Consider the following 11661-nt stretch of genomic DNA (forward strand, 5'->3'; position numbering starts at 1 on the left):
GTTGCTGTGCTCAGACTCACCCCTGGGGAAATTCGGGAGAGCGGCCGGTGGGCCACGGCCCGTCGGGGCCGGCCGCCCTCCCGGCACGACCAGGGACACCGGCACCACCGCACCCCAACGCGGTTGATCACGATTGGGGTACTCGTTCGGTCTACTCCACTTGTCGCTGCGCGCCCCGCGCGGTTCAGTCGTGCTGCCCACCCAGCCCGCGGCGGACAGGACGACATGCGGCCGACCGAAGAGCACAGCGATGACCTCCGATGGCGGATTCCCTGCCACGACTCGGGAGGCGAGAATCGCTCCGTGTCGATCCTGGTCATGGGTGATCGGGTGGCCGTCGTGCTCCCGCCCGGCGACACGCTGATCTTCGACCCGGACGAGGCGGACGACTTCGCGGCGCTGCTCGACACGATCGCGACCTGCACGGAACAGTCCAGCACCTGAGCCACCGGGGAGCGCTCGTGGCCCTCATCGACGCGGACCTGAGCTTCGATCCCCGCGACCCGCACTTCCCGCTGCCCGGCACCGACGTGCGCTGGGCCGTGCAGGTGTTCACCACCGGCAACGGCTACGGGCTCGACCCGGCGAGCTGCCACGTCCAGGACGGCCGGCTGCGCTGCGACCGGCTCGCCCTGCTCGGCGGGCAGCGCACCGCGGCCGGCGGCGTCGAGGTGGAGCTGCGCACCGGCGGCGACCGCGCCGAGTGGACCATCAGCGTCGACCACCCGGAACCGGTGAAAGCGGTGAAGCTGCTGCTCACCGGACTCCCCGACGAACCGTGGTGGGCACCGAACACCGGCCGCGGCCACGAGCTCGGCGGCCGCTTCCAGCTCGACTACCCCGGCCCGGAGTGGGCGACGCCGTGGGCGGCGAGCGGCGACGTCGCGCTGAGCGTGCGTGATCCGCTGGTGCGGCGGCAGGTCCTGCACGTGCACCGGCCCGCCTACGCGCCCGGGCGGATCGTCGAGCTCGTGCACCTGCCCGCCGCCTCCGCCCGCACCACGCACCACCGGGTGCCGCCGATCCGGCTGCGCCGCGGCGGCCTCGACGCCGACCTGGACGAGCACCTGTCCTTCGTGGAACGCGCGCACCAGCTCGTGCCGTGGGAGCAGCGCACCGACGTGCCGGACTGGCTGCGGGACGTGGCGCTCGTCGTGACGCTGCACGGGCAGCACTGGACCGGGCACGTGTTCAACACCTTCCCGGCGATGGCCGAGGCGCTGCGCTTCCTCAGCGCGCACGTCGAGCCGCACCGGGTGCTCGCCTACCTGCCCGGCTGGGAAGGCCGCTACTACCACGACTACCCGCGCTACCGGCCCGGCGCGGACCTCGGCGGCGACGCCGGGTTCCACCGGCTCGCCGACGCGGCGCGCGAGCTCGGCGTGCGGCTGATGCCGATGTTCGGCGGGCACGGCGCCAACGTCACCGCCTACCCGGACTGGGAGCGCTCGGTGATCCGCAACGACACCGGGCGGTACGCGGAGCTGCTCAACCGGCCCGACTGGGACGGCGACCGCACCGGGGAGGGCGACCAGGTGTTCCTCAACCCGGGCGAGCCGCGGTTCCGGGCGCACCTGGTCGACTCGGTGTCGGCGGTCGTGCGGGAGTTCGGGGTGGACGCGGCGTTCTTCGACACCCTCGGCTACTGGTTCAACGACCCGCGGTACGAGCTGGTGGACGGCTACCGGCGGCTCGTCGCGGAGCTGCGGGACCGGCACCCGGAGCTGCTGCTCGCCGCGGAGGGCTGGTGGGACGCGCTGTCCGCGCTGTTCCCGCTGAGCCAGCAGTGGTTCGGCGTGGACCGGGACCTGCGGGAGCCGCGGGTGCTCACCCGGTACGCGCGCACCACCGGGCACCTCGCCGAGGGCACGCCCGGGCCGGGCAGCACCGGGGTGCACGAGAAGGGCTTCGTGCCGCGGCCCGCCGACGTGGCCCGGCCCGGGCACATCCCGGTCGTCGGCATCGTCGGCGACACCCTCGCCGAGCACGCGGACGAGGCGGCCGCGATCGCCCGGTGGGCGCAGGCGCACCCGCCGAGGTGACCCCCGCCCGGGAGCGGATCAGGTGGTCCGCTCGTGGCACTCGGCGCGCAGGGCCTCCAGCACCGCGCGGATCGCGGGCCGGTCCGTGGCACCGCGCCGGGTCACCGCCTCCACGTTGCGGCCCGCCCGCACTCCCGCCAGCGGGCGCAGCACGAGGCCCGGGTCGTCCACCACGAAGCGCGGCAGCAGCGCCACGCCGTGCCCCGCCGCGACCAGGGCCTCGGTGATCCGGAAGTCGTTGATCCGCTGCACCACCCGCGGCCGGGTCCCGGTCCGGACCGCCAGCGAGCGCAGCACGTCGTCCACCGGGAAGCCCACGTCCACCCCGATCCACGGCTCCGCGGCGAGTTCGGTGAGCTCCACCCGGTCCTTGCGGGCGAGCCGGTGCCCCGGCGGCAGCGCCACGTCGAGCGGTTCCCGGTACAGCGGCGTGATCTCCGCGCGGGCCACGTCGAACGGCGGCGCGTGGTCGTCCCGGTGCGCCACCAGCACGTCGAAGTCCGCGAGCAGCGCGGGCACCTCCGACGGCTGCATGTCGACGTCGCGGAACTCCACGCGCAGCTGCGGCTGCTCGGCGAGCCTGCTCAGCAGCCCGGGCAGCACCAGCAGCGCGCCGGACGGGAACGCCGCCAGCCGCACCGTGCCGCGCGGCGCCGACCGGAAGCTGTTGAGCTCCGCGTCCATCCGCTCCAGCGCGGCCAGCACCTCGTCGGACCGCGCCACCAGCGCCCAACCGGCGTCGGTGAGCCGCAGGCTGCGGCCCGCGGGTTCGGTCAGCGGCACGCCCGCCTCCGACTGCAGCGCCTTGAGCTGTTGGGACACCGCCGACGGCGTGTAGTCCAGCGCTTTCGCCACCGCGGTGACGGTCCCCCGGTCGGCCAGCTCGCGCAGCAGCCGCAATCTCCGAACCTCCATGAAGCGAAACTACATGGATAGTTCAGTTGTTGTCGCTTGTCCTTCATGGAGCGTCGCCGCAAGCTCGGTTCCGTGACCGCCCGAGACCGCCTCCTCGCCGCCTTCGTGGCCCTGCTGTGGGGCATCAACTTCCTCGCCCTCGACTACGCGCTGCGGTGGTTCCCGCCGCTGTTCTTCGCGGGCCTGCGGTTCCTGGTGATCGCGGTGCCGACCGTGCTGCTGGTGCCGCTGCCCGGCGTGCGGTGGCGGTGGCTGCTGGGCTACGGCCTCGGCTTCGGCACCGTGCAGTTCGCGTTCCTGTTCCTGGCGATGGACGCGGGACTGCCGACCGGGCTCGCCTCGCTGGTGCTGCAGGCCTCCGCGCCGTTCACCGTGCTGCTCGGCGGGGTGCTGCTGCGGGAGCGGATCCGGCCGGTGCAGGCCGCGGGCATCGCGATCGCCGTGCTCGGCATGGCCGCGATCGGCTGGCACCGGGCGCAGGCGGCGGCGCTGCTGCCGGTGCTGCTCGCCCTGTGCGGCGCGCTGGGCTGGGCGATCGGCAACCTGTGCAGCCGCCAGGCCCAGGCGCCGAACCCGCTGCGGCTGACGCTGTGGATGTCGATCGTGCCGCCGGTGCCGATGTTCGTGCTGTCCGCGTTCCTGGAAGGCCCCGGCACCGGCTGGCGGGCCGCCGCGGGCTCGGTGCTCTCCCCCGCCGGATGGGCGGCGCTGGGCGGGCTGGCGTTCACCTCGCTGCTGGCGACCGTGGTCGGCTCCGGGCTGTGGACGACGCTGCTGGCGCGGTACCCGGCGAGCACCGTCGCGCCGTTCTCGCTGCTGGTGCCGATCGTCGGCGTCACCTCGGCGTGGCTGGTGCTCGGCGAGCGGCCGCACCCGGTCGAGCTCGCCGCCGGGGTGGTCGTCGTCGGCGGAGTCCTCCTCGGCAGCCGTCCGCCCCGCGCCACCCCGCCACCCCTCGAACCCGTCGCACCTCCGCTCGAAGCAGCACCGGCGGCCGGCGAACACCGGAACGCGTGATTGCAGATGCTGCAGATAGCGGTAGGCTCGGGAACGGGCGAAGGAGGCACCATGAGCGCGATGTTCGAACTGGCGCGACCGGACGACCCGACCAGGGAAGCCTCGTCGAAGCTGCAGCGAGGCGTCGACGAACTGCGCGACTCCCGCGCGCAGCACTCCGCGAGCTTGGCGATCGAGGTCGACGGCCGGTGCGTGCACTACGAACTACCGCCCGCGGTGCTGGACGCGCTGCTGCACACCGCCCGCGAACAGGCCGAGGGACACCGGGTGCGGATCATCGCGCCGGACGCCACCTCCGAGCTGACTCCGAACGAAGCCGCCGCCTACCTCGGGATCTCACGACCGCTGCTGGTCAAACTGCTGGACGCGGGCACGATCCCGGCGCGCAACAAGCCGGGCAGCTCGCATCGGATGATCTCGGTCGCCGACCTGGACGCGTACGCGGAGCGCAAGAGCGCCCGGCAGAACCGGCTCGCCGCAGCGATGGACGACATCGCCGAGCAGGACCTCTACCTGCCCTGACCTGACGAACGGCGGTAGTGCGTGGCCGACGACGAACGGGTGTTCCCGGACACGAACACCCTGTACCCCTACTACATCTGCGACCTGCTGCTGCGGTGCGATATCGAGGGGTTGTTCGAGATCCGCTGGTCCGAAGACCTCTTGGCCGAACTGCTCCGGGTTCCGCCGAGGTCCGGCCGCAAGAGCGCAGCTTCGGTCGAACGGCTCTGCCAGGCGATACGCGAGGTCTTCCCCGAGCGGGAAGTTCCCCGCGCCGCGTACCAGCACTTGATCGACGACATGCCGGGGTCCGATCCGGATGACCGCGTGCATTCCGCGGCGGCCGTCGCCGGAGAGGCGACGGTGCTGCTGACCAGGGATCGGGCCGGATTCCCGCACGAATCCCTCCTGCTGTGGGGAGTTCGCGTCACCGACGTGGACGAGTTCCTCTGCGAACTGTTCGACCGGTACCCGGACGATCTCGGGCGGGTGCTCGACGAACAGGTGGCAGGTCTCGTCCGATCCCGGCTGAGCCACCGGCAACTGCTGGACGCGCTCGGCGTGAACGCGCCGCTGTTCGCCGACCGGGTGCGAGCGCACGCCTCGACATCGTGATGGCCCGCGGTCAGTAGGTGAAGCGGTGGGTCTTCTCGGGGTGGAGGGTGAAGCGGAGCACTCCGGCGGCGAGCATCGCGTCGAGATCGGCGATGCGCGTCGGATCGGTCAGGTCCCAGTAGCGGGCGGCGAGGCGGCGGGCCAGATCCTCCGCCCCGTCCGGTTCGAAGGTGACGCGACCGGACACCGACACCCAGTTCTCGCGCTCCCCCACCGGGGCGGCGACGACGAGCGAGGCGCGCGGGTCGCGTTCCAGCCGCCGCACCTTCAGCGAGCCGGGTTCGGTGAACAGGTGGATCGTGCCGTCGTCGGCGGCGTCGAACCACACCGGGCGGGGTTGCGCCGGGGCCGGAGCCGCCGCGACGGTCAGGAAACCGTGCAGCGGGCGCCGGAGGAGTGCGAGGTCCTCGGTGGTCGGGATGCCGGTGTTCATGGTCTTTCCTCCGCTTTCGCCGTGTGGTCCGGGAAGTGCCTCCCAGTCCGTCGTGGACATCGGGGGTGGTGGCCGCGACCCGCTCTCGCGGCACGAGCGCTCAATGCCAGGCCCCCGCAGCGGCCGCGCGCACCACGTGGTCCTCGAAGGTGCGGGGCGCCCGCCCGAGCAGGGTGGCGAGTTCGTCGGTGGTCCCGGCGATCAGCCCGTCCGCCATCAGCTCGAACATGGCGGCCACCTCGTGCGCGTCCGCCGCGGTCGCGCCTTCCGCGATCAGCGCCGCCTCGTACTCGGCGGACGTGGTGCGGCGGTAGGTGATGGTCCGCCCGGTGGCGCGGGAGATCAGCTCGACGACCTCGCCGAAGGTGATGGCGCGCGGTCCCGACAGCTCGTAGGTCCGCCCGGCGTGCCGCCCCGGCTCGGTGAGCACCGCGGCCGCGGCGTCGGCGACGTCCTCGACGTCGATGAACGGTTCCGGCACCGGTCCGGCGGGCAGCGCGAGTTCCCCGGCCAGCAGCGCGGGCCGGAACACGTCCTCGTCGAAGTTCTGCGCGAAGTTCGACGCGCGCAGCACCGTCCACTCCAGCGCCGAGCCGCGCACCGCTTCCTCCGCGGACCGCATGTCCAGGCCGAACTCCGAATCGCCCCAGCTGTCGGCGCCGCGCCCGGACAGCAGCACCAGCCGCCGCACCCCGGCCGCGTCGGCGCGGGCCACGAAGTCGTGCGCGGGCCCCGGTTCGCGCGGCGCCACCAGGTAGACGGCGTCCACGCCGTGCAGCACCGCGTCCCAACCGGCCGGGTCGTGCCAGTCGAAGCGGGTGGCGCTGGACCGGGAGGCGGCCCGCACCGGGACGCCGCGCAGCCGCAGCCGGGGGACGATGCGGCGGCCGGTCTTGCCGGTGGCGCCGAGGACGAGGGTCGTGCCGTCGTTGTTCACGCCACCGATTCAACGCCGCCGACTCGGACGCGCACATGGGCGAAGAGCCGGATCACCTGTCCGTTCGTCTAACCTCGGTGGGGTGGACGCGTTCAGCGACTTGATCCGCGGGGTGCGGGCGCACGGTTCCCTGTTCGGCGCGACGACCGTCTCGGCGCCGTGGTCGCTGCGCTTCGTGGACGGCGCGCCGCTCACGTTGTGCACCGCGCTGACCGGTTCGGGCTGGGTCGTGCCGGAAGGCCTCCCGCCGGAGCCGCTGCGCGCCGGGGACACGATGATCGTGCGCGGGCCGGGGACGTTCGCCTTCGTCGACGAGGTCGGCACGGGCGCGGAGCCGATGGAGTGCGGGGTGGACTGCGCGACGCCGGAGCAGGGCGGCGCGCGGCACCGGCTCGGCTGGAGCGACCCGGCCGGGGACGCGGGCGCGACCACGCTGATCACCGGCGCGTACCCGGCGCGCGGTGAGATCAGCCGCAGGCTGCTGGACGCGCTGCCCGTGGTGCTGCGGGTGGACGCCGGGGGCACCGCCGACCCGGTGCTGGAGCAGCTGGCCGCCGAGGTCGCCGTGGACGCGCCCGGCCAGCAGGTGGTGCTGGACCGGCTGCTGGACTGGATGCTCGTCTGCACGTTGCGCTCGTGGTTCGACCGGCCCGGCGGCGAACCCCCGGCCTGGTGGGCGGCGCAGCGCGACCCGGTGGTGGGTGCCGCGCTGCGGCTGCTGCACGAGGATCCGGCGGCGCCGTGGTCGGTCGGTTCGCTGGCCGCCCGCGCCGGAGTGTCGCGGTCGACGCTGGCGAAGCGGTTCGCGGACCTGGTGGGCGAGCCGCCGCTGACGTACCTGACGCGCTGGCGGATGACGTTGGCCGCGGACCTGCTGGTGGAGCGGGAGGCGGCGACCGTCGCGGAGGTCGCGCGGACCGTCGGCTACGCGGACCCGTTCGGCTTCAGCGCCGCGTTCAAGCGGGTCCGCGGCATCGGCCCGAGCGCGTTCCGGCAGGCCGCCGCCCGCTGATCACCCGGCACCGATCTCCTCCGCGTAGTGGCAGGCGACCCGGTGCCCGGTGCCGATGGTGCGCAGCTCGGGCCGTTCGGTGTCGCAGCGCTCCGGCCGCCGCCACGGGCAGCGGGTGTGGAAGCGGCAGCCGGTGGGCGGATCGGACGGGGACGGCAGGTCGCCGGAGAGCAGGATCTGCTCGCGCCGGTCCTCCACCTGCGGGTCGGGCACGGGCACCGCGGACAGCAGCGCCTTCGTGTAGGGGTGGCGCGGTGCGGCGTACAGCTCGTCGGAGCCCGCCTCCTCCACCAGCCCGCCCAGGTACATGACGCCGACCCGGTCGGCGATGTGCCGCACCACGGCGAGGTCGTGCGCGATGACCAGGTAGGTGAGGCCGAACTCGCCCTGCAGGTCCTCCAGCAGGTTCACCACCTGCGCCTGCACCGACACGTCCAGCGCGGACACCGGTTCGTCCGCGATGATCAGGTCGGGGCCGACGGCGAGCGCCCGCGCGATGCCGATGCGCTGGCGCTGCCCGCCGGAGAACTCGTGCGGGTACTTGCGCAGCGCCCGCACGGGCAGGCCCACCGCGTCGAGCAGTTCGCGCAGCCGGGCGGCGGTGGGCTCCCGGCCCCGGTCCAGGCCGTGCGCGCGCAGGCCCTCCACCAGCAGCGCCTCCACGGACTGGCGCGGGTCCAACGAGGACAGCGGGTCCTGGAACACCATCTGCATGCGGCGGCGCATCCGGCGCAGCGGTTCGCCCTTCATCCCGGACAGGTCGGTGCCGTCGAACACGACGCGGCCGCCGGTGGGCTTCTCCAGCCGCAGCAGCGCCCGGCCGAGGGTGGACTTCCCGCAGCCGGATTCGCCGACGAGGCCGTAGGTCTCGCCGCGCCGCACGCCCAGCGTCACCCCGTCCACGGCGTGCACGTGGCCGACGGTGCGGTCCAGCACCACGCCGCGCTTGATCGGGAAGTGCACGGCGAGGTCGGTGACCTCGACCAGCACCTCGCGCTCCACGTCGGCGGAGGGGGCGGCGAGCGTCCCCGGGTCCGTGTTCGTCATGACTGCTCCGCGGGGGTGACGGCGTGCTCCCGGACCGGGTTGTGGCAGCGCAGCAGCCGCGCGCCCACGTCGATGGACGCGTCCGGGGGTTCCTGCCCGCAGACCTCCAGCGCGTTCGGGCAGCGCGGGCTGAACGCGCACCCGGTGTCCCACGGCACGTTGTCGCTCACCGAGCCGCGGATCGGCGCGAGCCGCCGCCCGCGCGGCGAGTCCAGCCGGGGCACCGAGGCGAGCAGCCCCGAGGTGTAGGGGTGGCGGGGCCGGGCGAACAGCTCGTGCCGGGTGGCGCGCTCCACGACGCGCCCCGCGTAGAGCACGTTCACCTCGTCGCACAGCCCCGCGACGACGCCCAGGTCGTGCGTGATCATGATGAGCGCGGTGCCGGTGTCGGCGACGAGCGTGGCCAGCAGGTTCAGGATCTGCGCCTGGATCGTCACGTCCAGCGCGGTGGTCGGTTCGTCGGCGATGAGCAGCCGCGGCCGGCAGGCCAGCGCCATCGCGATCAGCGCGCGCTGCCGCATGCCGCCGGAGAGCTGGTGCGGGTACTCCGCGAGCCGCCGCGTCGGGTCGGGGATGCCGACGCGGCGCAGCAGGTCCGCGGCTTCCGGCATCGCCTGCTTGCGGCGGAGGCCGCGGTGGCGCTCGATGACCTCGGAGACCTGCAACCCGATGGGCACCACCGGGTTCAGCGAGGTCAACGGGTCCTGGAACACCATGCCGAGGTCGCTGCCGCGCCGCCGGTCCAGTTCTTTCTTGCCGAGCGAGAGCAGTTCGGTGCCGTCGAACCGCACGGAGCCGCCGACTTCGGCGCCGCGCGGCGGCAGCAGCCCCATGATGGCGAGCGAGGTGACGGACTTGCCGCACCCGGATTCGCCGACGAGCCCGACGGTGCGGCCCGGTTCGACGTCGAAGGAGATGCCGTCGACCGCGGTGACCGGCGGCTCGCCGCGGCGCGCGAACACCACCGACAGGTCGCGGACTTCCAGCAGTGCCATATCCGAGGTCCTCACAGGTGGGTGGTCGCGGGCGGCGCGCTCAGCGCCGCCGCTTCGGGTCCAGTGCGTCCCGCAACGACTCGCCGACCAGGGTGAAACCGAGGGCGACGAGGATGATGCAGCCTGCGGGCCAGAACGCCAGCTGCGGGTGCGAGTCGATGACGTCCTGCGCGCCGCCGAGCATCTGGCCCCATTCCGGCACCGAGTCGTCGGCCGCGCCGAGGCCGAGGAACGACAGCGCCGCCGCGTCGATGATCGCCGTCGCCAGCACGAGCGTGGCCTGCACGATCACCGGTCCGAGCGCGTTGGGCAGCATGTGCCGGAACACGATGGCGCTCTCCCGCACGCCCAGCGCCCGCGCGGCGAGCACGTGGTCGCTGGCGCGCTGGGCGAGCATGGTGCCGCGCAGCAGCCTGCCGAAGATCGGCACCTGCACGAGCGCGACGGCGAGGATCACGGTGAACCGGTTCTGCTGGGTGAACAGCGCCCCGATGGACACGGCCAGCAGCAGCGACGGGACGGACAGCAGCACGTCCACGACGCGCATGACGAGCGCGTCGACCCAGCCGCCGAACGCGCCGGCGAGCAAGCCGAGGACCAGCCCGCCACCGAGCCCGATGACGGTGGCCAGCAGCGCCACCAGCAGCGTCTGCTGCGAGCCGAGCAGCAGCCGGGACAGCAGGTCGCGGCCGTACTGGTCGCCGCCGAGCGGATGTCCGGGCTGCGCGGGCGGGATCGTGTTGTCGGCGCGCGAGACCTGGTTCTCCAGCAGGTGCAGCCCGGGGTCGTGCGGGGCGAGCAGCGGCGCGGCCACGGCGAGCAGCACGAACAGTCCGATGAGGGCGGCACCGACGAGGAACGCGGGGCTGTACCGCAGCCGCCGCCACGCGGAGGCGACGAGGCTCACGCCGATGTCCGCTTCGGCCAGGTCGTCGATGCGCGCCTTGCGCGCGGTGGGCGTCACCACGGTCACCTCGCCCGCAATCGGGGGTCGATCAACGCGTACGAGAGGTCGACGAGCAGGTTGACCAGCACGTACACCATCGCCGCCGCCAGGATCACCACTTGCAGCACCGGGAAGTCCTTGCGCTCGAAGCCGACGGCGACGGCTTGGCCGATCCCGGCGATGTTGAACACCCGCTCGGTGAGCACGGCGCCCGCGAGCAGCGCCCCGGTCTGCAGGCCGACGGTGGTGACCACCGGCAGCAGCGCGTTGTGCAGCACGTGCCTGCGCCGGATCACCGCCCCGCTGAGCCCCTTGGCGCGAGCGGTGCGCACGTAGTCCTCGTCGAGCACGTCGAGGACGGCGGCCCGGGTGATCCGGAAGATCACCGCGAACGGGATGGTGGACAGCGCGACCGCGGGCAGCGCCAGGTGCACCAGCGCGTTCCACGCGGCGTCCCACTCGCGGGTCAGGAGCCCGTCGAGGACGTAGAAGCCGGTGACGCGGGTGGCGTCGAGCCCGACGTCCTGCCTGCCGGACGCGGGCAGCCAGCCCAGCTGCACGGCGAACACGAACTTCAGCAGGAACGCCAGGAAGAACACCGGTACCGCGACGCCGACGAGCGACCAGGTGATGCTCAGGTTGTCCCACCAGCCGCCGCGGCGGCGGGCGGCGAGGTAGCCGAGCGGGATGCCGACGGCGACGGCGAGCAGCAGCGCCAGCAGCGAGAGCTCGATGGTCGCGGGGAAGCGGGTGAGGAACACCTGCACGGCGGGCGATCCGCGCTCCACGCCGGTGGAGGTGCCGAAGTCGCCGCTGAGCGCGCGCAGCAGGAACTTCCCGTACTGCGACCAGATCGGCTGGTCCAGCCCGAGCTGCGCTTCCAGCGCGGCCCGGGATTCGGGGGTGGCGCGGTCGCCGAGCAGCGCGGACACCGGCCCGCCGGGCAGCAGCCGCAGCCAGCCGAACAGCAGCACGGACAGGACGAAGGCGACGAGCACCAGCTGCGCCAGTCGCCGGATCGTGTAGCGGAGCACGCGTCCCCCGGGTTGTGCGGTACTGCGTCCTGTGTGGACGGACCTCGGTCCGCCGGTGCGGGGGGGGGGCGCGCGGGGGGGGGGGGGGCGGGGGGCGCGCCGGGCGCGGGGGCCCCCCCCCCCCCCCCCCCCCGCGGCGGGGGGGCGGGGGCGCCCGCCCGGCGGGG

The 11661-nt window shown here is 73.7% G+C and carries 13 protein-coding genes; 6 read left to right on the plus strand and 7 right to left on the minus strand.

All coding sequences use genetic code 11. The features are described 5' to 3' along the window. The first annotated feature begins 303 nt into the window (after positions 1-303). Together LCD35_RS07685 and LCD35_RS07690 are read left to right on the plus strand one after the other, a co-directional pair. Positions 304-444: a hypothetical protein gene (locus LCD35_RS07685; protein ID WP_224957092.1), complete on the plus strand. Its 141-nt coding sequence runs from the start codon at positions 304-306 to the stop codon at positions 442-444. 17 nt (positions 445-461) lie between these two features. Beyond that, positions 462-2042, plus strand: coding sequence for a hypothetical protein (locus LCD35_RS07690; RefSeq protein ID WP_225043963.1), 1581 nt, complete (start codon positions 462-464; stop codon positions 2040-2042). A gap of 18 nt (positions 2043-2060) precedes the next feature. Here the strand turns inward: LCD35_RS07690 and LCD35_RS07695 are convergent, their stop codons facing one another. Continuing rightward, entirely contained in the window at positions 2061-2957 is an 897-nt protein-coding gene (locus tag LCD35_RS07695; protein ID WP_224957094.1) for a LysR family transcriptional regulator, read from the minus strand. Positions 2958-3029: 72 nt separating this feature from the next. On the opposite strand from LCD35_RS07695, the gene LCD35_RS07700 reads away from it, so the two are divergent. Genes LCD35_RS07700 through LCD35_RS07710 form a run of 3 tightly spaced genes read left to right on the plus strand, consistent with a single transcriptional unit; the run spans position 3030 to position 5090 of the window. Next, positions 3030-3974, plus strand: a complete 945-nt coding sequence (locus LCD35_RS07700) for an EamA family transporter (protein ID WP_224977782.1) — start codon at positions 3030-3032, stop codon at positions 3972-3974. A gap of 51 nt (positions 3975-4025) precedes the next feature. After that, positions 4026-4496, plus strand: a complete 471-nt coding sequence (locus tag LCD35_RS07705) for a helix-turn-helix domain-containing protein (RefSeq protein WP_224957096.1) — start codon at positions 4026-4028, stop codon at positions 4494-4496. A 21-nt stretch (positions 4497-4517) separates the two neighbouring features. After that, positions 4518-5090 (plus strand): PIN domain-containing protein, encoded by a 573-nt coding sequence (locus LCD35_RS07710; RefSeq protein WP_225043964.1) that lies wholly within the window; start codon positions 4518-4520, stop codon positions 5088-5090. Positions 5091-5100: 10 nt separating this feature from the next. On the opposite strand, the gene LCD35_RS07715 is transcribed toward LCD35_RS07710, so the two are convergent. Together LCD35_RS07715 and LCD35_RS07720 are read right to left on the minus strand one after the other, a co-directional pair. Next, positions 5101-5523, minus strand: a complete 423-nt coding sequence (locus LCD35_RS07715) for a pyridoxamine 5'-phosphate oxidase family protein (RefSeq protein WP_224957098.1) — start codon at positions 5521-5523, stop codon at positions 5101-5103. A gap of 100 nt (positions 5524-5623) precedes the next feature. Continuing rightward, positions 5624-6460, minus strand: a complete 837-nt coding sequence (locus tag LCD35_RS07720) for an NAD(P)H-binding protein (RefSeq protein WP_224957100.1) — start codon at positions 6458-6460, stop codon at positions 5624-5626. Between the two features lie 82 nt (positions 6461-6542). On the opposite strand from LCD35_RS07720, the gene LCD35_RS07725 reads away from it, so the two are divergent. Further along, a complete protein-coding gene (locus LCD35_RS07725; RefSeq protein WP_224957101.1) occupies positions 6543-7472 on the plus strand; it encodes an AraC family transcriptional regulator in 930 nt (309 codons plus the stop codon). Here the strand turns inward: LCD35_RS07725 and LCD35_RS07730 are convergent, their stop codons facing one another. The 4 genes from LCD35_RS07730 to LCD35_RS07745 are packed head-to-tail and all read right to left on the minus strand — an operon-like array spanning position 7473 to position 11494. Further along, entirely contained in the window at positions 7473-8519 is a 1047-nt protein-coding gene (locus LCD35_RS07730; protein WP_224957102.1) for an ABC transporter ATP-binding protein, read from the minus strand. Then, positions 8516-9514 carry an ABC transporter ATP-binding protein gene (locus LCD35_RS07735; protein WP_224957103.1) on the minus strand — a complete coding sequence of 333 codons (999 nt, stop codon included), beginning with the start codon at positions 9512-9514 and terminating at the stop codon, positions 8516-8518. The genes LCD35_RS07730 and LCD35_RS07735 overlap by 4 nt, the downstream gene beginning before the upstream one ends. Positions 9515-9554: 40 nt before the next feature. Next, entirely contained in the window at positions 9555-10481 is a 927-nt protein-coding gene (locus LCD35_RS07740) for an ABC transporter permease (protein WP_224957104.1), read from the minus strand. A 2-nt stretch (positions 10482-10483) separates the two neighbouring features. Continuing rightward, positions 10484-11494 (minus strand): ABC transporter permease, encoded by a 1011-nt coding sequence (locus tag LCD35_RS07745; protein ID WP_224957105.1) that lies wholly within the window; start codon positions 11492-11494, stop codon positions 10484-10486. Between the last annotated feature and the right edge of the window lie 167 nt (positions 11495-11661).

It is taken from the genome of Saccharopolyspora sp. 6V (assembly GCF_020176785.1).
In the GTDB taxonomy this organism is placed as follows: domain Bacteria; phylum Actinomycetota; class Actinomycetes; order Mycobacteriales; family Pseudonocardiaceae; genus Saccharopolyspora_C; species Saccharopolyspora_C gregorii.